At 69.5% G+C, this 22523-nt stretch carries 18 protein-coding genes and 1 pseudogene; 13 read left to right on the forward strand and 6 right to left on the reverse strand.

Annotated elements, in window-relative coordinates:
* On the reverse strand, positions 1-945 hold the full coding sequence (locus AB0B35_RS36990) for a hypothetical protein (RefSeq protein WP_361055061.1): 945 nt from the start codon (positions 943-945) through the stop codon (positions 1-3).
* Positions 946-970: 25 nt separating this feature from the next.
* Positions 971-7042, reverse strand: coding sequence for an RHS repeat-associated core domain-containing protein (locus AB0B35_RS36995; protein WP_361055064.1), 6072 nt, complete (start codon positions 7040-7042; stop codon positions 971-973).
* Between the two features lie 812 nt (positions 7043-7854).
* Between AB0B35_RS36995 and AB0B35_RS37000 the strand changes: the two genes are divergently transcribed.
* Both AB0B35_RS37000 and AB0B35_RS37005 read left to right on the forward strand, forming a co-directional pair.
* Positions 7855-8322: a hypothetical protein gene (locus AB0B35_RS37000; protein WP_361055067.1), complete on the forward strand. Its 468-nt coding sequence runs from the start codon at positions 7855-7857 to the stop codon at positions 8320-8322.
* Between the two features lie 12 nt (positions 8323-8334).
* Positions 8335-8925 carry a transposase gene (locus AB0B35_RS37005; protein ID WP_361055070.1) on the forward strand — a complete coding sequence of 197 codons (591 nt, stop codon included), beginning with the start codon at positions 8335-8337 and terminating at the stop codon, positions 8923-8925.
* Here the strand turns inward: AB0B35_RS37005 and AB0B35_RS37010 are convergent.
* Both AB0B35_RS37010 and AB0B35_RS37015 read right to left on the reverse strand, forming a co-directional pair.
* On the reverse strand, positions 8808-9770 hold the full coding sequence (locus AB0B35_RS37010) for an NADP-dependent oxidoreductase (RefSeq protein WP_361055074.1): 963 nt from the start codon (positions 9768-9770) through the stop codon (positions 8808-8810). The two genes, AB0B35_RS37005 and AB0B35_RS37010, sit on opposite strands and share 118 nt — an antisense overlap.
* Before the next feature lie 41 nt (positions 9771-9811).
* Complete coding sequence (locus AB0B35_RS37015) at positions 9812-10906, reverse strand: Gfo/Idh/MocA family oxidoreductase (protein WP_361055077.1); 1095 nt, start codon at positions 10904-10906, stop codon at positions 9812-9814.
* Between the two features lie 253 nt (positions 10907-11159).
* Here AB0B35_RS37015 and AB0B35_RS37020 point away from each other — a divergent pair, with 253 nt between their 5' ends.
* From AB0B35_RS37020 to AB0B35_RS37070, 11 genes and pseudogenes are all read left to right on the forward strand, one after another.
* On the forward strand, positions 11160-11759 hold the full coding sequence (locus AB0B35_RS37020; RefSeq protein WP_361055080.1) for a TetR family transcriptional regulator: 600 nt from the start codon (positions 11160-11162) through the stop codon (positions 11757-11759).
* A gap of 229 nt (positions 11760-11988) precedes the next feature.
* Positions 11989-14745 carry an AAA family ATPase gene (locus tag AB0B35_RS37025; protein WP_361055083.1) on the forward strand — a complete coding sequence of 919 codons (2757 nt, stop codon included), beginning with the start codon at positions 11989-11991 and terminating at the stop codon, positions 14743-14745.
* 160 nt (positions 14746-14905) lie between these two features.
* A complete protein-coding gene (locus AB0B35_RS37030; protein ID WP_361055085.1) occupies positions 14906-15229 on the forward strand; it encodes a 4-oxalocrotonate tautomerase family protein in 324 nt (107 codons plus the stop codon).
* Positions 15226-16206, forward strand: coding sequence for an NADP-dependent oxidoreductase (locus AB0B35_RS37035; RefSeq protein WP_361055088.1), 981 nt, complete (start codon positions 15226-15228; stop codon positions 16204-16206). Before AB0B35_RS37030 ends, AB0B35_RS37035 begins: the two co-directional genes overlap by 4 nt.
* A gap of 33 nt (positions 16207-16239) precedes the next feature.
* Positions 16240-16764: a nuclear transport factor 2 family protein gene (locus AB0B35_RS37040; RefSeq protein WP_361055091.1), complete on the forward strand. Its 525-nt coding sequence runs from the start codon at positions 16240-16242 to the stop codon at positions 16762-16764.
* Positions 16761-17489, forward strand: a complete 729-nt coding sequence (locus AB0B35_RS37045) for an alpha/beta hydrolase (protein WP_361055094.1) — start codon at positions 16761-16763, stop codon at positions 17487-17489. Before AB0B35_RS37040 ends, AB0B35_RS37045 begins: the two co-directional genes overlap by 4 nt.
* A gap of 53 nt (positions 17490-17542) precedes the next feature.
* On the forward strand, positions 17543-18535 hold the full coding sequence (locus tag AB0B35_RS37050; RefSeq protein ID WP_361055096.1) for a zinc-dependent alcohol dehydrogenase family protein: 993 nt from the start codon (positions 17543-17545) through the stop codon (positions 18533-18535).
* A 119-nt stretch (positions 18536-18654) separates the two neighbouring features.
* Positions 18655-19281, forward strand: coding sequence for a cysteine hydrolase (locus AB0B35_RS37055; RefSeq protein WP_361055099.1), 627 nt, complete (start codon positions 18655-18657; stop codon positions 19279-19281).
* A 136-nt stretch (positions 19282-19417) separates the two neighbouring features.
* Positions 19418-20335 (forward strand): SDR family NAD(P)-dependent oxidoreductase, encoded by a 918-nt coding sequence (locus AB0B35_RS37060; protein WP_361055102.1) that lies wholly within the window; start codon positions 19418-19420, stop codon positions 20333-20335.
* A 443-nt stretch (positions 20336-20778) separates the two neighbouring features.
* Positions 20779-20862, forward strand: a pseudogene (locus tag AB0B35_RS37065) (short-chain dehydrogenase); the annotation flags it as partial.
* A gap of 51 nt (positions 20863-20913) precedes the next feature.
* The gene (locus AB0B35_RS37070; RefSeq protein WP_361055105.1) at positions 20914-21093 is read left to right on the forward strand and encodes a hypothetical protein; all 180 of its coding nucleotides are present in this window, start codon (positions 20914-20916) and stop codon (positions 21091-21093) included.
* 117 nt (positions 21094-21210) lie between these two features.
* Here the strand turns inward: AB0B35_RS37070 and AB0B35_RS37075 are convergent, their stop codons facing one another.
* Both AB0B35_RS37075 and AB0B35_RS37080 read right to left on the reverse strand, forming a co-directional pair.
* Positions 21211-21531: a hypothetical protein gene (locus AB0B35_RS37075; protein WP_361055108.1), complete on the reverse strand. Its 321-nt coding sequence runs from the start codon at positions 21529-21531 to the stop codon at positions 21211-21213.
* Between the two features lie 162 nt (positions 21532-21693).
* Positions 21694-22521 carry an SDR family oxidoreductase gene (locus AB0B35_RS37080; protein WP_361055111.1) on the reverse strand — a complete coding sequence of 276 codons (828 nt, stop codon included), beginning with the start codon at positions 22519-22521 and terminating at the stop codon, positions 21694-21696.
* Positions 22522-22523: the final 2 nt, after the last annotated feature.

Here is a 22523-nt window from a genome sequence, read left to right on the forward strand (position 1 = left end):
TCAGGAGCCGGTCCCGGCGGCATCGCGGAACACCTGGCGCTGCGGCGACTCGCCGCTCCTGCGCGGCCACTGCGTCGGGGTGCCCGCACGCAACGCGGGCGCTAGTGCCCGGAACACGCGTTCCACCGCGGCCTGGTCGTAGTCGCGGTAGTCGTCGGTGGCGAGCAGCCAGAACCCGCCGTGGCGCAGCCGCCGGACCTGGCTGAAGGCGCCGGATGCGGTCAGCGCGCCGGCTCCGCCCACGACCGCGGCGAGTTCTTTCGGCAGGATCGTCAACCAGGAGTAGCCCCGCAGGAACTCGCGGCAGTGGTTCACCGAACTGGTGTGGTCCCACCATTGGCGGGGGCGTTCGGGGCTGCGCAACGAGGTCTCGAAGGTGGTCTCGCCGTCGAACGTGTAGTCGATGTCGCCGAAGCCCGGGTCGAACTCGTCCGCGAACGGCCATGCGGCTTCGAGGTAGCGCTGCTGGCGATCCCGTCCATGCACGGGGTCGGTGAACTCCGACTCGTCCAGGTGAGCTTCCAGCCGAAGCCAGTCCGGCGAGTCCGCCAGTCGGCGCGCGCGAAGGTAGAGCAGCCGTCCCGACCGGTGGCCGTGCTCGTCCAACCGGCCGAACCACATCGACGCCTGCGCCGGCATGTCGGCGAGTTGCGTACGCAGCCACCGCATGCCCGCCGCCGAAGCGTTGCGCTCGGTCGTCCTGGACTCGAACGCCGTCTTCATCCGCGTGCACTGCACGACACCGAAGACCGTGCCGGGCTCGCCCAGCGGCCCGTAGGGCGTCGGCGGCCGGCCGACGGTGGCGGCAAGGGGCGCCACCGCCGCCCGCGCCTCGGCTGCCACCCCGGCCGACACCTCGTCAAACCAGCGGTAGGCGATCTCGCCGAAGGAGCCGGCCGTGTGCTCCACGTTCAGTTGCACCTCCAGGGTGAACTGCTCATTCACAGCCGGCTCCCTCCGTCGACGTGGCCTAGCGCACTCTAACCGGCACGCGCGGACCGACCGGGATAGGGATCACGATCGGCGGAGGTCCGGGGTTGTCCGGCCCACCGGTGTCGGGCGTGGTGGGTGCCGCCTGGCCGGGCGGAGGCGCCCACCACTTCTTCTCCGTCTGCAGCCAGTCCCATACCTGCGAGGGCCAGCCGCCGTCGCCGTTGGTCGCCTCGTTGCGGGCTGCCACCCGGTCCTGCTCATGGTCCCAGCCGTATCCGCGCCGGTACTCGTCGTCGTCCCTCTTGTTGCGGGTCCAGTAGATGATGACGCCGTCGAACTGCGGGCTGGGCCGCCCCTTGTTGGTGGACGAATTGACCACTAGCGTTCGGCGCGCATCGTCGGGATCAGGTCGGCTGAGCTCCGTGTTCAACCTGAATCCGGCCTTGACCTGCATTCCGGGCACATCCTTGAACTGTGCTTTGAGCCCGTTGATGTACTTGTCCCGGTCTGCTGGACCCTTCGCCTCGGCTCCTGCCTCACCGTTGACTCCACCGACGTGCTTGACCTCCCACACGTACATGGTGTTCGTCAGCGGGTCGTAGGCGACGATGTCAGCACGACCGACACTGCCACCCGGCCCCGTACCGGCGATGGGCATCTCGGTGATCACGGAACACTGCGGGCACATGATCGCGATCTCCATCGCGGCGAGATCCCGCGCGGCGTTGTGCTGCCGGGTGAGGTTGCCGTCACGCGACTCGTCGGCGTACTGGAAGTAGTTGAGATCCGTGTCCTCGCCGTTCGCCGAGGACGGTCGCGGAGGCGGCGGACATACCCCTCTGTCCGAGTCGCCGCAGGTGAGCGCCAGCCCGGTGGAATCGCTGAAGGTGGTCGGGTTGCTGTTGCTGTAGCCGTACCCGTTCCACGACTGCGGATCGGCGCCGTTGAACACCGGGTCGACGCTGACGAACCGGCCGAGCCCCGGGTCGTACTCGCGAGCTCCGATATGGGTCAGGCCGGTCGGGTCCTGGGTCGAGCCGAGGAAGCCCTTCTGATCCGGCCAGAAGGCGGGCGGGGTGCCCCGGGTGGCGCCGTACGGGGTGGTGCGGCGCCAGGAGATGCTGCCCGTCACGGCGTCGACGCTGGCCGCGGCGGTGCCGTGGTGGTCCCCTGCCTGGAAGGTCACCCCGGATCCGGTGCGGACGGCGATGCCCTTCCCGGCGAATGCGTAGTAACGGGTGCCTGAGACGACCGTGCCGTTCAGGGCCAGTTCCATGCCGGGTAGGTAGATCGTGGTGGCACCGCCCGCCTCCTTGCGGACGATGCGGTTGCCCTCGGTGTCGTAGACGTAGGTCGTGGCCTGGCCGCCGGCAGGGGTGCTGGACGCCAGCCGACCTTCGGCGTCCCAGCTCAGCGCCTGGTGCGCTGCGGCACTGGTGCCGCAGTTGTTGGTGCCGGTGCCGTTGGGACGGCAGGTGGTGTTGCCGGAGACGTCGTACGCGTAGTCGTAGGTTCGTGCGCCGCCCGGACCGGACTGGTCGATCCTGGTGAGCACGTGCGGCTGCCCCTGCCCCTGCGCGGGGTAGGTGTAGTCCCGGACGGTGTCGGCGCCGCCGGTCACCGAGTGGATCGTCTCGATGTCCCGGTTGCCGGCCTGATCGAACGTCCACGAGTGGTGGTACGGCGCGGGCCCGCCCACGCCGGTCGCGGTCACACCGTCGGCGCAGGCCTTCGTCGGGTCTCCGTGAGCCCAGGCGCGGTCGAGGCGGCGCAGATGGTCGTAGGTGAAACATTGGATGTCGGCGGTGCCACCGGTCGGGCTGTCGGCGATCGACAGCACGTTGCCCGCGTCGTCGTAGGTGTAGCGGGCGTCCATGCTGTCGACGGCCACGTTCTGCCGGGTGAGCGTCGAGCGGGTGAGCCGGCTGGTCCCGCGCTCGTACTCGCTCAGCAGCCAGGCCTTCTTGGCCGTGCCGCCGGTGTGCAGCTCGATGCCGAGCAGCTGGCCGACGTCGTTGTACCGGGTGCCCGAGGCGATGACGTAGGAGGAACTGCCGGTCAGCGACGTCGGGCGCAGCAGGCTGTCGTAGCCGATGGCCAGTGCCTCCGCCGCCAGGCCGCCGGCCGCGGGCATGCCGGTCGACTGGACGGTGCCGTCGGTGTTGTACCCGGTGGTGAACTCATAGCTGGTGCCCAGCTGCGCGCCGACGCCGCCGGCGGGGAAGGTGTAGCGGACCTTGGTCGGGCGGTACAGCTGGTCGCGGGTCGCGTTGATGGTGAAGTAGTTCTGGCCACCGGCGATCCGCTGGCTGTAGTGCAGGTGTCCCTTGCTGCCCGCGTTGTCGTACACCCAGGCGGCCAGCTTCGTTCCGGTGCCGGCCTCGCCTTGCCAGCTGTCGCGCTTGCGGCCGAGTGCGTCGTACCGGTACGAGACCTTGATCTGCCGCGCGTCGGTCGTTGAGGTGATGCTGCCGGACGAGTCGTAGGTGTAGGTGGTCGTCCCGGCGTCGGGGTCCTTGCTTCGGATCTTCTGGTTGCGCTGGTTGTATTCGTAGTCCCAGCTGTTGCCGGCCGAGTCGGTGATGACGTCGACCGAGCCGGTGGGCAGGTAGGTGTAGCGGACGACCTGGGCCGTGCCCGACGGGCTGTCACCGTGGTATTGGTACAGCTCGGTCGTCTGGCCCCGAGCATCGGTGACGGTCGTGGTGGGCACGCCGCCGTCCGGCGGGTCGACATGGACCCGGTCGCCCTCGTAGGTGGTCGTGGTGACCCACCGCGCGTCGCCGGCGACGGAGAACGTCTCGGCGATCGGGCGCCCGGCCTGGTCGTAGGTGATGGTGCTCTGCCCGTTGACGGCGCCCTCGGCGGTGACGATGGGCATGTCACCGGCGGTCCCCAGGGCCAGGTAGGCCGCATTCGTCTTGTACGCCTGCCCACTGCCGTTGTGGAACGTGTCGGTCAGCAGCCAGCCGCCGCCGGGGCCCGGCGTCTGGGTCTGGCGCGTCCGCAGCAGTCCGTCGAGCAGCTCGTGGCTGGCGCGGTAGGAGCCGTCGTTGTTGATCGCCTCGCTGGTGACGACTGTGCTTCCGTCGTTGCGGACGCGGTAGGAGTGTTTGGTGTTGGGTGTCGCGCCCTGTGCCTTGTCCCGGTCCGGCAACCAGACCGCGGTGAGCCGCCCGAGAGAGTCGTAGACCAGATCGGTGCGCTTGCCGTTCGGGTCGACGGTGGCGACCGCGGTGGCGAACGCCGGATCCATGGTCGTCGTCGTGACATGGTCCAGCGCGTTGGTCGATTCGATCTGAGTGGTCAGCCCGTATGTCTCGGTGTACCGCGTCTTGGTCGTGTAGGGCCTGCCGTCGGCGATGGCACGGGCGTCCTTGACCGACAGCGGGCGGCCGTAGTCGTCGACGCTCGTCGTCTCCGAGTCGACGACGAACAGCGTGTTGGCGCCGTCGTATCGGTCGAGTGACTCGCTGCGGGTGGCGGTGCCTTCCGTGGGCTGCTCACCCCAGGCGAGCAGGTCGTAGCTGAGGCGGTTCTCGGCCACCAGGTCCTTGGATAGGTCCGGGTTGGTGACCCCGCAGTGGACCGACACCGTTCGCGTCCGCGAGATCAGTGTGTAGATGTACTTGGTGGGGCTGTCGACGTACCAGGTGCGCGTGCACTTGTCGTCGTCGCTCTTGCCCGGTGCGACGTCACCGAGGTCTTCGACCTGCGTGACCCTGCCCCAGATCGGATCGCGGGTGGTGACGGTCTTCGTCTCCCGCCACCTCGGCGTGCCCGGCGGGTCGTCCGGCAGAGCCGTCAGGTCACGGGTCACCTCGGTGCCGGTCAGCACGGCGACGTTCGAACCCCAGGTCTCCGTCTGGGTACGGGTGACCTGCCGCCACGGCTGGTTGATCGTCTTGCTGACGATCGCCTGCCCGTTGTAGGTGATGGTCTCCAGCTCGTGACCGCTCCACTGGTCGTGGTCGGTGTAGCTGGTCCCGGTGGAGTCGGTGCGCGTGACGGCGGGCTTGGAGCCGTTCGCCAGCTCACCACCGGACAGGCCGCGCAGGAAGAAGTGGTCGACCCGGCCCGGCATCGACTGCCCGTTGCCCGCGCGGGTGATCACCTGCTGGTAGCCCCGCCAGTCCGACCAGGTCAGATCCTCGTTCTTGGTGATCCCGTCGGGCTCGGACTTGCGCCAACCAGCGTTGCCGACGTACTCGTAGGCCGTGACCATGTCCTCGTTGCCGCCGACCAGGTCGTCCACCACGAGGTTCTTGACGACGTACTTGTGGAACCAGTCGGTGACCTTGTCCTCGTCGTCACCGCCGAGCGGGTTCCAGATCACCGGGAAGCACCGCCGTGTCGAGTTGCCGGCCGTCGGCAGGTTGCTCTTGGTGCAGTCGGGGCTCTCGTAGTTGATGGTCAGCTGCGCGCCGGTGTCGGTCTTGACGGAGGCGAGCCGGTAGCGGATCAGCGGACCCAGATTGTCGCCGTCCCGGACGATCCGGTTCGGCAGCTGGACGCCGTCGAGCTCGGTCGGGGGCAGAGTGATCTCGGTGCCGCCCCAGTGCCCGGTGTGGTGGACCTTCTTGAGCCACAGCGTGCGTGACGCGTCGTCGTTGGCCTTGAACTCATGCTCGAGATTCCAGGATTCGACCGGCAGCCAGTCGGCGGCCCCCCGAACCTGTGTCTGGATCTTGGTGAGGCGCTTGCGGGTGAAGAACGTCGCCGAGGTCTGCGCCGCCTCGCAATGCGTGCCGGCGGCGCAGATGAGGTCCTCGGGCACGTCCGGCCAGGAGGCCGCCGTGGTCTCGTTCAGATCCTGCGGATCGCAGTCGACGCCGCCTCCGGGAATGCACCGCTCCGCCGTCGAGAACACCACCCGGGCGGGCGCGTGCGTGGTGTACACCTGGTTGTCGCGCTGTCCGTAGTCGATCCGGGCCAGGAATCCGCCACGGTGGTAGGACACACCGTCGATGTCGGTCCGCCCACCGCGGGCGTAGTGGTTGGTCTCCCGGTCATAGAAGTACGAGACGACATTGCCCTTGGGGTCGACGACGTAATCGAGGTTCCACCGCCAGGCCTGGTTGCAGTAGGAGTCGGCGAATCCGGACGTCTTGTTGCACGGCTCGCCGGCGTCGTCGCCGTAGACCGGAGCCGTCCACACGGACTCGGTCTCCTCCTTGTCGGTCGACCAGCCGGGCAGCCGGTTCAGCCCGAAGAAGTACCTCGTGCCGTCCGCGGTGGTGAGTCTCCAGTACTCGCCGTCGTTGTCGCCGTTGGTGCCGCCGCTGATGCGCTCGACCTTGGAGCCGTCGTCATTGGACAGCTTCCACACGTCATCGCTGATCTTCACCAGCGTGCCGGAGTGGCCGGACAGCATGATGGTGCCGTTCTGGAACGCCCAGCAGCGGTCGGCGGAGGTGTCGTGCCCGTCGTCCTTGCAGGACTTGTACCGGCGCTCGATGTAGCCGGGCTCGTAACTGAACCCTTCGCCGATCCAGGAACCCTGATTGTTCGTCGCCGAGGTTCGTCCGTCGACAGCCTGCGACGAGTAGGTCAGCGCCACCTGGGGGATGAAGTTGCCAGGAGTCGCGGGCGTGCGAACCGGGTACGTCCAGGAGAAGCCACCCGAAGACAGCGCGGTGGACCACGACGACGACGGTGCGAGTTTGGTGGCCTTGTAGTCGCCCTGCGCTGAAGCGCTTCCGGCGGTCAGCGCGAACACCACGGACTCGGACTGTGCCGCGGAGACGTCGACCGCCGCGGTGACGGTCTGTCTGGTGCTGTCGTTCACCGAGTCGACCCAGCGCAGAGTGCGGCACTCCGGCCTGCCGGGGGTCGTCGACGCGCACGCCGGCATCATCGCCAGCCGCAGCCGTGCGCCGAAGTCACCGCCGCGCGCATGGGCGAATCCGCCGTAGCCCAGAGTCAGACGGACCTTGTCGCCGACGGTGCCGCTGTCGGCCCGGTGCAGCCGGAACATCGGACCGTCGGCACCTGCCTGCGTCGACGTGCTTTGGTCGACGACCTCGATCTTGACTTTCTCCACGTCGTCGGCGACCCGCCTGCTGCGGCCTTCGGCCGTGCCGGCCACCGCGGTGATGGAGACGGACATGCCTCCCGCTGTCGACAGCCTGCCGTCGGCAGGCACCTCGGTCACACCGGCGGAGGGCCAGGCGACAGGGTCTCGCCGGGTCATCGTCTTGTCAGCGGTCGGGTCGGGCTTCGCCTTCTCCGCCTTCCGCTGGGCTCCCTTCGGCGGCGCGGGCTGCGCGGATACGGAAGGACCGCCCTCCCCCGCAACCGCAGCCTGCGGAACTTGCACGATGCCCGCCGTCAGCGCCACCACCAGCGCCAGCAAGGCGGGCCGCGACGCCCGACGCCGAAGGCGCCCGGACTCCATTACAGAGGACGACATCTGCTACCACCCGTGAGAAGAGGAGAGAGGTTTGCCGAGGGGTGAGGTGTTGCTCGGAGCCGGTGGCGGTCGATCGTCATACGAACGCCCCACCGGCATGCCTCCCGCCGGCCGCAGCTTGATCCGCGTGACTCACGCAAGCCGCAAACGCCGTCGGTGCAGCCCGACATCCAGCCGGGAGTGGCCCCCGCATGACCGACCTCCGATGAAGAACTTGGCTGCACCATAGGCGGTGCCGCCGTCACGCGTTGTCCCTCAACGAGCGCGCTCGGCTCCTACGTGAACGCGATCCGTCCAAACTCTCACGTGGTCGGCGGCACTACGCTGGACGATCACCAGCCGCGATGTACAGATGGGACACATACGGCCAGGCGATGTGGCTCCGGTGACTTGGATCACACCATTCGCGATGTTCCCCATCGAACACAAGCGACAAAGCCACGCGCATGATGTGTGGTCACCGCCTGGTCCCCGCGTCGGGCGCCATCCCGGCGCAGTAGAACTACACGGTGATCTCCAGCCGGTACCCGCAGCCGCAGGCTTTGACCGATTTGTGGGAGCACCAGTGGCCGGGCTGCCCGCCGATGGCGCACTTGCTGCGCTCGCGCTACCTGGATCGGTGGGTCAGGTTCCACAGTCTGCCCGGTTCCAAGCGCTATCCCGAGAACGAAGGCGAGAACGGCACGCTGCTGAACCGGCACTACACCGTCCTCGACCAACTGGAAGCCGGGCCGGTAGTCCTCGCCATCACCACCGAGTGGACCGACACCGCGGAACTCACTGGGCGTTTCAATTACCTATTGGGTAGCTCGCGCCGGTTCGTCATGCGGCACTCCGCGCAGGAGCGCGAACCAGATTGCGTCTTGTGGACGGATTCGCTCGGGTTGGAGCGCCGGGTATCTCCCGCGGATCGTGTCTCATTCACCATGGCGAGGTTTGCCGGACATCGGGTGCAACCCAACGGCTGTCGTCGATAGTAGAACGGCGGCATGACCGGACGGCCCGCGTACCCCTCCGACCTGTCCGATGCCCGCTGGGCCCTGATCGCACCTCGGCTGACCGGGTGGCGTCAGGCCCGCACCGACGCCGGTGTCGGCGGCCGCAAACCCAGCTACGACCTGCGGGAGATCCTCAACGCCATCCTCTACGTCAACCGGACCGGCATCGCCTGGCGCTACCTGCCCCACGACCGGTGCCGCACTCACGAACAACGGCGGAATCACCGTTGTCTGAGCAGCACGCGGATCAGGTCGCTTCCCAGAATCGCTGGAACCGACCTGATCCATGTGCCTACTCCGCCAGCGTGCCAGAAGGTCCAGGTCCGAGTTCCTGTCCACCCCAGGACAGCGCAAGCGTTGCGTATTCTGCAGCGGCGTCGGCCACGAACCTACCGCGCCTGCAGGAGAGTGCGGTGGTGGTGGCCGCCCGGGCGCACCGACCCGCGCCGGATTCGGATCGCCGGCTACTTGAACTCGATGAGGAGTCGACCGCGTACCCCTCCGGCTTCCAGCAGCCGATGGGCTTGCGACGCCCGCTCCGGTGCGAAGGACTCGGCGACACGCAGGCTGAGCCGCTTCTGATCGGCCAGCTGTCGCAGCCGGTCCAGTTTGTCGCGGACTCCGTCGTAATCATGCACGTGGACGTTGACAGATTTGACCCCGTAGCCCGCGGCCGCCAGGTCGAAGGCGGGCTGGTCGGGAATGTCGCGGACGTGGGCCAGGCTGCCTCCGCCGCGAATCGCGGCAAGTAGAGGAGTTCCGATGAGCGCGGCGTCGACCGCGGCGTCGACTCCGGAGTCGGTGAGGGCACGGAAGCGTTCGGCAACGGCCGGTCCCCGGTCGACGACGCTGTCGGCGCCGAGTGCGTGGACGAGTGCCGCGTCGCGGGGAGCGGCGTCGGCCAGCACGCGGTGGCCTGCGGCTTTGGCCAACTGCACCGCGTAGCCGCCGACCGCACCGGCGGCCCCGGTGACGGCGAGGGTGCTACCCGGCGCAAGATCGAGCTGGTCGAGGGCGCGCAGCGCGGTCAGCCCGTTCATCGGCAGCGTGGCCGCTTCTGCGTGGCTCGTCCCGGCGGGTGCCGGGACCACCCAGGCTTCGGGAAGCACGACCCACTCCGCGTATCCCCCGCCTGCCGCCCGGGTCGGGTTGATCATCGCCATGACGCGGTCGCCGATGGCGAGGCTCGTCACCGTGTCGGGGCCGATCTCGTCGATTGATCCGGCGACGTCGAGGCCGGGAATGACCGGCTGGGTGCCGTGCTGGCGGATGGGTGTGTGCCCGGCCCGGATGAGGGTGTCGGCAGGGTTGACCGCTGCGGCACGTACGCGGATCCGGACCTCGCCCGGGCCTGCGTGCGGGGTGGGTAGCTCGACGATCCGCAGCACGTCAGGTCCTCCGTGCTGCATGAGTCCGACGGCCTTCATGCGAGCTCCTTCCTGCTGCGCCTGCTGATGGCGATGCGTGGTCACGCGAGGCTCTGGGCGGTGCCGTCGGCTGAGGACCGCCGCATTGCCTCGATGAACCGGTGCCGGCGCAGGGCGTGCTCGAAGTCGGGCACGGTCCGGGTGCCCTCGGCGATGTCGCGGGCGAGTTGGTCGTACAGGCGGGCGACATTGGCGGCCGGGGTCGGTGCGAGGTCTGCCGGTACGTCGTCGGTGTAGGCGGCGGGGATCTCGATGGGCGCCACGGTGGTGTCCGTGCCGCGGCCGCCAGCGAGGGTGAGCTGGGCGACCTGCATGTTGCCCCATGCCGCGGTCAGGACGAGGTCGCCGTCGGTGCCGTTGATCTCCCAGCGGAAGTTGTCGCCGCGTGAGGTGCCGCCGCGGTAGAACACCGATGCGGCGGCTCCCGAGGCCAGGGTGCCGATGATGGCGACCTGGTCGGGGGCGGTGACGGCGATGCGGCTGCCGTCGGCGGTCACCGTGGCTTCGCGCCGCCCGACGACGAGGTTGGCCGAGGCCGTGTCTAGTTCGCCGAGCACGTGGTGGAACGGGTCGAGGGCGTGCATGGTGGCGGAGGTGAGCGTGTTGGCGCCCTTGCTGTCGTCGAACCAGTAGGCCTGGCTGTGGCTGGCCACCTCGCCTCCCCACACCATCCCGGAGCCGACCATGGTCGTGCCCAGCACCCGGCCGAGGTAGCCCTGGTGGATCAGGTCCCGGGCGTGCCGCACCTGCGGGGCATAGCGGCCCTGCAGGCCGACGACGGTGCGCAGGCCGGATGTGCGGGCCAGTTCGGCCAGTTGCTCGGCCTCGGCCAGGCCGTTTCCGAGCGGCCACTCGCTGTAGACGGCTTTGCCCGCCCGCAGTGCCGCGGAGATGACCTCGAGGTGCTGGGTGACCTGCGCCGCGACCACCACCAGATCGACGTCGGGGCGGGCGATGAGGTCTCGCGCGTCGTCGAAGCCGGGCACCCCGTACCTGGCCGACGCGGCCTCAGCCGAGCTGCGCCTTGACGTGCTCACGGCTCGCAGCTCGAAAGCCGGTGACGCGGCGATGACCGGGATGTGGGAGATGGATGCCCACGATCCTGGTCCGATGATGCCTACACCCGTCGGGTTCATGTTGTTTCTCCAGCTTCAGTTGCATCCGGGCGGCAGGGAGGAAGCCTGCCGGAACCCGGCCGACGCTACGCGAATATGGAACGACCGACAAAGAAAAGGGCGCAGATCACACGAAGTCGCTCTCCGCAGGGTACCTAATTTCTGCTTCGATGAGCCCGCTATAGACAGATAATGGCGATAGTTGCCCGATGCTGACCGACTCTCCACGTCGGCTAACTTGTCAAACTGTTCCAGAATCGGTTACCCTGACGTCATGGCACGTCAGCGTGAGTTCGACCTCGACACGGCTGTGGCCGCAGCGATGGACGTGTTCCGGAGCAAGGGGTACGAGGGAACGTCGATGCGGGATCTTGCCGAGGCCACCGGCCTGGGCAGCGGCTCGCTGTACGCCGCCTTCGGCAGCAAGGACGGCCTCTACCTTGCCGCCCTCGACCTGTACCGCCAGCGGTACGCCAACCCGATCGCCGACCTGATGCGCTCCGGCGAGAACGCTCGCGACGTGATCCGGGAGATGTTTGTCAGCGTCGCCGACGAGATCGCACGTGACGGGCACCGGCAGGCGTGCCTGATCATCGGGGCCGCCATGGAACGCGCCCACAACGATCTGCGGGTCGCCGAACGGCTCCAGTCGTCCACCCAGGCCCTCCAGCTCGCGATCTACGACGTGCTCGCCCAGGGGCAGCTTCGCGGTCAGGTCCCCGTGGACCGCAGCGCCGCCGACCTCGCCGCATTCCTGGTGACAAACCTGCAGGGACTGCGGGTGATGGGTGCCATCAACCCGGACCGGGCCGCACTCATGCGCTCGGCAGAGGTGGCCCTTCAAACCGTGTTCGCTCCCAACGCCACGACGTGACCTCCGCATCGTCTGGTACGCGGCATGTCTGCACCGCTCTGGCGCAGGCGCAACAGCAGCACGGCGGGCCCCACCGGGCGCATCGCCGTCACGCGCGGATCAGCACCCAGGGCCCTGCCCGGCGTCTAGTGTGCGAAGAGGGCAGATAGAACCTGCTCGCCAAGCGTCGTCACTCGCTGAATCCGGATGAGGCGGCCGAAACTTCGCATCGGACGGGGGTCGGGCACGCATGTCTGCGACGGTGCACGGGCTGTACGGCCGCCGAGCCGAGTGCGAGACCCTCGACCGACTCATCAAGGACGTCCAGGCAGGCCACCATGCCGTTCTGGTACTTCGCGGCCATTCCGGCGAGGGCAAGACGGCTCTGCTGGACTACCTGGCAGACGCGGCGGCTCAGCATGGCCGGGTCGTTCGGGTCGCCGGCGTCGAGGCCGAGATGGAGCTCGCCTACGCCGGGTTGCAGCAGCTGTGCGCGTCGATGTTCGACCAGCTGGACGCTCTGCCTGTGCCGCAGCGTGACGCGCTGCGGGTCACGTTCGGCCTCGCCGAGGGGGCGGCCCCGGATCGTTTCCTGGTCGGTCTGGCGGTCCTGACGCTCCTGTCGGATGTGGCATCCCAGCAGCCCCTGTACTGCGTGGTCGATGACGCCCAGTGGCTCGATCGGGCGTCGGTGCAGGCGCTGGCGTTCGCGGCGCGACGGTTGCAGGCCGACCCGGTAGCGCTGGTGTTCGCGGTGCGCCGGCCCAGCGGTGAGCGCGAGCTGGTCGGGTTGCCCGAGCTGAACGTGGCCGGCCTCAGCCACGCCGATGCGCGCCTGCTGCTGGCGTCGGCGGTGCACGGCAGGCTCGACGAGCGCGTATGCGACAGGATCGTCGCGGAGACCCGGGGTAACCCGCTGGCGCTGCTGGAGCTGCCGCGAGGGCTGACCCCGGCGGAGCTGGCGGGCGGCTTCGGGCTGCCCGATGCGCAGCCGCTGGCGAGCCGCATCGAGCAGGGCTTCGTACGGCGGCTGCGGCCGCTGCCCGCGCAGGCCAGGCAGTTCTTACTGGTCGCGGCCGCGGAGCCGATCGGCGACCCGACCCTGCTGCGGCGGGCCACCGCCGAGCTGGGGCTGGCCGACGACGCGGCGACGCCCGCCGAGGCCGCGGGTCTGATCGAGATCGGAACGCGGGTGCGGTTCCGGCACCCGCTGGTGCGGTCGGCTGTCTACCGAGCCGCCACGCTGACCGAACGCCGGCGAGTGCACCAGGTGTTGGCTGATGCGACCGACGCGGTGGCCGATCCGGACCGCCGCGCGTGGCATCTCGCCGCCGCCGCACCCGCACCTGACGCGGCGGTGGCCGAGGAACTGGAACGCTCGGCGGAGCGGGCGCAGGCGCGCGGCGGTGTCGCGGCCGCGGCCGCGTTTCTGGAGCGGGCGACGGAACTGACCCCCGATCCGGCCCGACGTGGTGCTCGTGCGCTGGCCGCGGCGCAGGCCAAGTTCGACGCCGGGGACATCGACACCACCCGCGAGCTGCTCGCCACGGCGGAGATGAGCGCCCTGGACGGCCTGCAGCGGGCGAGGGTCGAACGCCTTCGAGCCCAGCTGGCGTTCGCCGGCAGCCGTGGCAGGGACGCGCCGCCGCTGCTGCTCGGTGCCGCCGAGCGGCTGTCGGCCCTCGACGCCGCGATGGCGCGGGAGACGTACCTGGAAGCGCTGCTGGCCGCGATTTACGCGGGGCGCCTCGGCGACGGTGAAGGCGTGCTCGCGGTCGCGAAGGCGGCCCTGTCCGCACCCGCCGCCGCCGAACCCCCGCGCGCCGTCGATCTGCTGTTGGACGGCCTGGCGACCCGGTTCGCGCACGGATATGTGCGGGCCGTGCCCGTCATCCAGCGTTCCCTGTCCGCGTACCGCTCCGAGCACCACCGGCTGACCTGGGTATGCCTGGCGACCTCGGGTGCCGCGATGGACCTGTGGGACGATCAGGCCTGGCTGGAGCTGGCCACCCGCCAGGTGCAGCTGGCGCGTGAGGCCGGCACGTTGAACCTGCTTCCGCTGGCGCTGGACTACCTGGCCGGCTGGCATGTCCAGGCCGGTGAACTGGCGGGCGCGGCGACCCTGCTGGAGGAGGCGGCGGCCCTCAACGCGGCGGTGCAGGTGGCGCCGCCGCCGTTCACGTCGCTGATCCTGGCCGCCTGGAGGGGCGACCGAGACGGTGTCGACGAACTACAGCGGGACAGCATCCGGGACGCGTCGGCGCGGGGCGAAGGCAACGCGCTGGCAATGATGGAGTACGCCACGGCGGTGCTGCACAACGGTCTCGGCCTGTACGGGTCGGCGCTGGACGCCGCGCGTGAAGCCGGTGCCGGAGACGAGCTGGCGACCGGACCGTGGGCGCTGGCGGAGCTGGTCGAGGCCGCGGCAAGGGCAGACGAGCACGACGTCGGCGAGCAGGCGCTGCGGCGGCTGGCGCAGCGGACGCGGGCCAGTGGAACGCAGTGGGCGCTGGGTGTCGAGGCCCGCTGCCGCGCCCTGCTGAGCGAGGGGACGGCTGCCGAGACGCTGTACCGGGAGGCGATCGAACGGCTGGAGGACTGCCGGATGGCCGCGCACCTGGCACGCGCGCATCTGGTGTACGGCGAGTGGCTGCGCCGGCAGCGGCGCCGCGCGGACGCCCGCGAACACCTGCACCGCGCCCACGACATGCTCACCCGCATGGGTGCCGAGGCGTTCGGTGAACGCGCCCGCAGCGAGCTACTGGCAACAGGCGAGACCGTCCGCAGACCGAGCGCGGCGGCGGCTGCCGACCTCACTGCCCAGGAGGCTCTGATCGCCCGGCTAGCCAGCGCCGGGTACACCAACCCGGAGATCGGCGCTCAACTGTTCCTCAGCCCGCGCACGGTCGAGTGGCACCTGCGCAAGGTCTTCGCGAAGCTCGCCATCAACTCCCGCCGCGAACTGCGCAACACACCGCTGCGGGCCAAGGCCGCCCTGCCGGTGTAGCCGCACCGCCATGCCGGGGGTTCGTGCAGGGCTGACCAGGGACTTTGACGGGTTCAGCAGCGGCCGTCGGGCGCGACACTGGATCCATGGGACCGGCCGCGACGCCGGTGGCGTACCGAGCGTCGCCGGCCACCACGGCGGGATCGACAGGAGGAAGTCCATGCCGTTCGTCAACGTCAAACTCGTCGAGGGTGTGTTCACCGAGGAGCAGAAGCACGCCCTGGCCGCGGACCTGACCGACGTGATGGTCAAGCACGAGGGTTCCGAGGCGTTCCGCGACGTCGTGTGGGTGCTCATCGAAGAACTGCACCCCGACGGCTGGCACATCGGCGGCGAGCCGTTCCGCGGCCCGAAGTCGCTGATGCAGGCACTGGCCCACGCCAAGGCGACATACGAGTCGATCGAAGGCAATCCCACCACCCGCCAGGAGTTCGCGGCGGTCGCCCCGCCGGCCGGCCCGAGCACGCGAACCGGTCGCGCATGAGCAGCGGGCAGGCGGCGATGCGAGCGGTCGGCCTGACCGAGTACGGCGGCCCCGAGGTGCTGCGGGTGGTGGACATACCCCGCCCGCAGGCCGGCCCCGGGCAGGTCCGGGTGCGGGTCCGTGCGGCGGCGGTGAACCCCGCCGACACCCTGCTGCGGGCCGGGTACATCGCGAACCTGATGCGCGAGCTCACCCCGCCCTACATACCGGGCCAGGACATCGCCGGAACCGTCGACCAGATCGGCCCAGGCGCCGACGCCCGACTCCGGATCGGCGACCGGGTCATGGCGATGGTCATCCCGATCCGGCCCGACGGCGGCGGGTACGCCGAACACGTCGTGCTCGACGCCGACTGGGTCACCCCGGCACCGGCCGGCACCAGCCACGCCGAGGCGGCGACACTGCCGCTCAACGGGCTGACCGCGTTACTGACGCTGGACGAACTCGGCCTGCCGGCCGGGGCGAGCCTGGCGGTCACCGGCGCGGCGGGCGCACTGGGCGGCTACCTCGTGCAGCTGGCCAAACACCGCGGACTGCGGGTCCTCGCCGACGCACTACCGGCCGACGTGCCGCTGGTCAGCAAGCTGGGCGCCGACGAGGTCGTGGCCCGGGGCGACGGCGTCGCCGCGCGCCTGGCCCAGGCCGCCGGCGGGCCCGTCGACGCGGTCGCCGACGCCGCCGTCATCGGCGACGCACTGTTCGAGGCGGTACGCGACGGCGGCGCATTCGCGCAGTTCCGCGGATCGGGCGAGCCCGGCGGCGGGCTGCACACCCCGCAGCGCCCGATCACGGTCCACCCGGTGTTCGTTCCCGACTACGGCGGCCGGGCAGACAAGCTCGACGAGCTGCGCCTGCTGGCCGAGGCCGGGGTGCTGACCCCGCGTGTCGCGCAGGTCCTGCCACCGGAGCAGGCACCGCTGGCCCACCGGCTGCTGGAAGTCGGCGGCGTACGCGGACGCCTGGTACTGGCCTTCTGAAAACCCGTCACGCAGCGACAGGAGAAGCTTCACATGACCGATCATCTGGTGCGGCAGCTGCTCGACGTGGAGGCCATCAAGCAGCTCAAGGCGCGCTACTTCCGCTACGTCGACACCAAGCAGTGGACGGAACTGGCCGCGCTGTTCACCGCCTCGCCCCACATCGACTTCGGCGACGCCGTGTTCACCGACGCCACCGAGTTCGCGACCTCGACCGGGCGCCTGATCGGCCAGACACCGACCGTGCACCACGGGCACATGCCCGAGATCGAACTTACCGGCCCGGACACCGCCACCGGCGTGTGGGCCATGGAAGACCTGGTCACCGTGCCCAGCGGCCCGCACACGCCATACGGCCACCACGGCTACGGCCACTACCACGAGACGTACCAGCGGGTGGACGGGCGATGGCGGATCGCCCGGCTCAAGCTCACCCGCCTGCGCCTGGACCCCCTGGACGAAACCGACCCACGGCGCCTGGCCGGCGCCCGTCTGGAACAGGCCGCGTCCGGCAATCGGAGCGTCGGCACAGGGCACCACGAAAGGAGCAGCTCGTGAGCATCACCGACACCACCAGCGGCAAGCCGACGGTGGTCCTCGTCCACGGCGCGTTCGCCGAGTCCGCCAGCTGGAACGGCGTCATCGCCGCCCTGCTCGGCGACGGCTTCGCCGCGATCGCGGTCGCGAACCCGCTGCGCGGCGTCAAGTACGACGCCGACTACCTGCGCAGCGTTCTCGCGCAAATCCAGGGCCCGATCGTGCTGGTCGGGCACTCCTACGGCGGCACCGTCATCACCAATGGCGCCACCGGCAACGGCCAGGTCAAAGCCCTGGTCTACGTCGGCGGATTCGCCCCCGACACCGGCGAGAGCGCCGCCGAGCTCGCCGGACGCTACGAAGGCGGCAGCCTCGGCGAAACACTCACCGCCGTCAAGCTGCCCACCGGCGAGACCGACCTCTACATCCGCCAGGACCGCTACCACGCGCAGTTCGCCGCCGACTCGCCTGCCGCCGACGCGGCGGTCATGGCGGTCACCCAGCGGCCCATCGTGGAGTCCGCGCTCAACGAGCCGTCCGCCGAGCCCGCCTGGCGGGCGATCCCGTCGTGGTTCCTTTTCGGCAGCGAGGACAAGAACATTCCCGCGGCCGTGCAGCGGTTCATGGCCGAACGGGCCGGGTCCCGGCGGACCGTGGAACTGGCCGGCGGCTCGCACACCGTCGGCATTCCCGAAGCCGCCGCTGTCGTGGAGCTCATCCGCGAAGCAGCGGCCGCGGGCCGCTAAGCCGTCGGCGGCACCGGACACGACGACATCGACACAGATGAGGGGTATGGCACATGCGTGCTGTGGTACTGCGGGAGTTCGGCGATCAGCTGAAGGTCAGCGAGATCGACAAGCCGGTCGCCGGCCCGGGCCAGGTGCTGGTGCGGGTGGCGGCCAGTGGCGTAAACCCGCTGGATACGAAGATCCAGGCGGGCAAGGCGGCCCACGCGAAGACGCGCCTGCCTGCGGTCCTCGGCCTGGACCTGGCCGGGACAGTCCAGGCGGTCGGCACGGGTGCGGGCGGCTTCCAACCCGGTGACGAGGTCTACGGGCTCACCGGCGGGGTGGGAGACCTGCCGGGCTCCCTGGCGGAGTACACAGCCGTGGACGCCCGGCTGCTGGCGCTCAAGCCGAAGTCGCTGACCATGCGCCAGGCGGCCGCACTGCCGCTGGCCGTCATCACCGCCTGGGAAGGACTCGTCGACCGTGCCGCTGTGAAAGCCGGTCAGCAGGTCCTCGTACACGGTGGCGCGGGCGGCGTCGGCTCCGCAGCCGTGCAGATAGCCCGCGCTCGCGGCGCCCAGGTCTACGCGACCGGCTCCCCGCGCAGCCTCAAGACCATCGAGGACCTCGGCGCGACGCCGATCGACTACACCAGCGTCCCCGTCGAGCAGTACGTGCAGCAGCACACCGGCGGCGAAGGCTTCGACATCATCGTCGACACCGTCGGCGGGGCCACCCTCGACGCGTCGTTCGCGGCCGCCCGCACCTACACCGGCCACGTCGTCAGCGCGCTCGGGTGGGGCACCCACTCGCTGGCTCCCCTGTCGTTTCGCGCAGCGACCTACTCAGGGATCTTCACGCTCCTGCCGATGCTCACCGGCCGCGGCCGCGAACACCACGGCCATATCCTGCGCGAAGTCGCTGCGCTCGCTGACGCGGGGGCGCTGGTGCCACTACTCGATCCTCGCCGCTTCACCTTGGACGACGTGACCGAGGCGCACGCGGCGGTCGCGGCCGGCACCACCGCCGGCAAGATCGTCCTGGACGTCACCGACCACGCCTGATGCCGTGAGCGGTCCGGCGGGGATGTCCGACACCGCCTTCCGCCCACCGCCCCGGCGCACGCACCACGGAGGTGCTCAGGCCGGGAACTTCGCCTGACGAACACGATGGGAGTCACCTGATGTCCAGCACCGATTATGAGAGCGGCCGGATCGGCCTGCTTCTCATCGACACGGTCAACGAGGTTTTCGCGGAGAAGGGCAAGAGCTACGCAGAATTCAAGGACGAGTTCGAGCGGATCGGCACCTTCGAGAACCTCAAGCGGCTGCTCGCCGGAGCACGCGCGCAGCGCATGCCGGTGTTCTTCGCACCCATGTCCTTCACCGAGGAGGACTACACCACCTGGCGCTACATCTGCGGCATCCAGCAGGAGATGTACGACAACCGCCTGTTCGAGGCCGGCACCTGGAACGCCGACTTCCACCCCGACCTGTCGCCGGAGCCCGGCGAAATCGTCGTCTCTCCGCACAAGAACATCGACGTCATCGCCACCACCGACCTCGACACGCAACTCAGACAACACGGCGTGCAGTACGTGGCGGTCGCGGGCATGGTCGGGACCATGTGCGTGGAGTCCACGGCCCGCACCGCGATGGAACGCGGCTACCACGTCACCACGTTCACCGACGCGACAGCCGCAGCCGGGGGGCGGCCGGCCTACGACGCGATGATCCTGCGCTACCCGCTGATCTCACACGCGACGCTGACCGTCGACGACTTCCTCGACGCGACATCACACGCACCCTGACCACAACGCCAGGCGTTATCGAGTTCGCCGGTCGGACCGATAGGTCTTATGGCCGAGCACGCCCGGCGGGTCCCAGAGAGATCCGCCGGGCCTGACACCCGACGCGAGCCGCCACTAGATCAAGGAAAGGTAAGCAATGTCAGAACGTATCGTCACGGACTTCGGATTTACCTCCACTGCGGAGGAGGTTCTCGAGGGTGTAGACCTGTCCGGCAAACGTGCGATCGTGACCGGCGGCGCGTCGGGCATCGGCACAGAGACGTCCCGAGCTCTCGCCCGCGCGGGCGCCGCAGTGACCCTCGCGGTGCGCCGTACGGACGCCGCGGAGCAGATCGCGGCGGACATCGTGCGGACCACGGGCAATCCCGCGGTAACCATTCGGCCTCTCGATCTATCCGACCAGGACTCGGTGCGAAAGTTCGCCGCGGCTTGGGACGAGCCGTTGCACATCCTGGTGAACAACGCCGGGATCATGGCCCTGCCCGACCTGCAGCGGACCACGCAAGGATGGGAGATGCAGTTCGCCACGAACTTCCTGGGTCACTTCGCCCTGACACTCGGCCTGCATGACGCGCTCGCCGCAGCTCACGGCGCGCGGATCGTGTCGCTCGGCTCCAGCGGCCACCTGTTCTCCCCCATCGTCTTCGACGATCTGCACTTCGACTTCCGCCCCTATGAACCCTTCGTCGCCTACGGCCAGTCCAAGACCGCCGACATCCTGCTCGCCGTTGAGGCAACCCGGCGGTGGTCCAGTGAGGGGATCTACGCCAACTCGCTGAACCCCGGTGCGATCGCGACAAACCTGCAGAAGCACACCGGCGGGCTGAGGACCCCGGCCGAGCGCCGGAAGAACCCCAGCCAAGGCGCCGCCACCTCGGTACTGCTTGCCGCGTCGCCGCTGCTGGAAGGTGTGGGCGGGCGCTACTTCGAGGACTGCGCACAGGCCGAGGTGGTCACCGAGCGCCCCAGCGACTACCGCGGCGTGGCCGCGTACGCCCTTGACGCCGCCAATGCCGAGCGGCTCTGGAGCGTCGCCGCGGGCCTGCTGGCCTGACCCTTCCTTCGGGCGATGCCGGCCAGGGCACCACCGGTGACGCCCGGCTCGCCGACAACGGTTACCCGACAGTAATTGATCATCCCGCCGCCGACTCCGGCCTACCCCTTACGCACGATCTGACGGCGATGCGGCACGGCGGCGTGCCTGGCCAAGGGTCTCCATCATCACGTGCGCGCAGCGCAGCGCAGCGCAGCGCAGCATTACGACTCGGCAGCCCCAGCCAGATCGCCGCCACTCTGTCGACAACGGCGGGCGGGGCCGCGTCGCGTAGGGGCTTCAGCGCGGGCTTCGTCGCATCGCTCTGGACCTGGCCGCCGCGATCGCGGCGGCCCCGCGGCTGACCGAGACTTCTGGGGCACCCTGAACGTCACCCCGGCCTTCGCGCCCAGGCTGGCCGGCGCGCCATCCTCAACGTCATCTCGGCGCTGAGCTGGTACACCATCAGCCCCGGCAGCAACGGCTACGCCGCCTCCAAGGCCGCGGAGTGGTCCCTGACGAACGGCCTGCGCCTCGAGCTGGCCGACCAGAAGACGCTGGTCACCGCCCTGGCGCTGGCGATCGCCGACACGGACATGATGGCCGGCATCGACATCCCCAAGCTCGCGCCCCACGAGGTGGTCGCCCAAGCCCTCGACGGACTGGAAGCAGGCAAGATCGAAGTCATCGCCGACAAGCCCACGGCCAACGTCAAGGCCTCCCTCTCCGGCGACCCGGCCGACTTCTACGCCGACATCACCGGCAACCTCTTCGCCTGACCGCACCGGCATCCCGCCAGTCGCAGCAAGCGGCTTGGTCAACCGGCGTACGCCCGGCGGGTGGCCCGGGTTCTCACGAAGCCGGGCCCCCGCCCGTCCCCACGGTCGCACCGGACATCACGCCGGACCGGCCGAGCGAGCCATGCCGCCTTCACCGCGTTGAACAACGCCTTTCTCGTCTCCAGCGGCAACCAGGTGTACTGCAAAGAGTCGCTGAGCAAGACCGCCAAGGACTACATCTGACGGCAGCCCCTGGACATCCAGGCAGCCGAAGACGTCTACGAAGCCACCGGACGCGCCGAAACACGCAATCTGATCGGCCGCCTTCTCGACACTTTCCTGCAGCAGAACCAGGGCAGTGGCGGCCTCTACGACTGGAACTGGAACGAGTACAACGACGATCTGCTCTGGGCCGGCCTGGCCTTCGTCCGCGGCCACCAGATCACCGGCAACGGGACATATCTGAATTACCACCCATCCGCACCATCCGCCACGGATTTCGTCCTCATCGGACGGACGCACGCCGATAGCCGTCACGTCCAGGGCAACGCACCGCAGTGGCCGTGAGCACGACCTCCTGACGTCGCTGCTGCCACGGAGCTACTTCGCGGCGCCGGCACGCCCACGGTCGCGGCGGCGAGGATCGGTGAAGCGTTCCATCAGGCTGACCGTCGCGCGGCGCGTGAGGACGCGGACAACGTTCACGCTGAGCCGATTGCCTCGGCCGTCGATGACGCTCGGCCCCGGGTCACACCGCTCCAGATGGGCCAGTGCCGTTTCCACCACGGCCTCGGGCGAACGCATCCGCACCCCGGCCGTCGCGTCGTCGCTGCCGGCGACCTCGTTGAACTCGGTGCTCGTCGCGCCGGGTGAGATGGCGAATACGGTGACCCCGGTGCCACGGAGCTGGGGCCAGAGCGCCTCGGTGAAGGTGAGCACGAACGTCTTCGAGGCGCTGTAGACCGCCATCCGTGGCGACGGGGCGTAGGCAGCCATGCTCGCGACGTTGATGATGAAGCCGTCGCCCGCGGCGCGGATCTGCGGGAGGAACGCCGCCGTGAGCTGGACCGGTGCGGAGACGTTGACGGCGATCTCCCTGGCGAGCCGATCGGGGTCCTGTTCGGCGAACCTGCCGTAGGAGGCGAAGCCTGCGTTGTTGATGAGACTGGTGACACGGATGCCACGCTGTGCTGCCGCGTCGCGCAGGTCCGTGCCCGCCGACGGGAGCGCCAGGTCGAGCGGGATGGCGTGCACGGTGACGCCGTAGCGCTCGCGCAGCTCGGCAGCGAGGCTCTCCAGCCGGTCGGCGCGCCGGGCGACCAGGACGAGATCCGCCCTGCGCGCGGCGAGGGCGGTCGCGAAGCTGCGGCCGATGCCGGAACTCGCGCCGGTGAGCAGGACAGTCTGGGAGTGGTATGGGAATGTCATAC

Source organism: Catellatospora sp. NPDC049133 (genome assembly GCF_040648455.1).
Classification (GTDB): domain Bacteria; phylum Actinomycetota; class Actinomycetes; order Mycobacteriales; family Micromonosporaceae; genus Catellatospora; species Catellatospora aurea.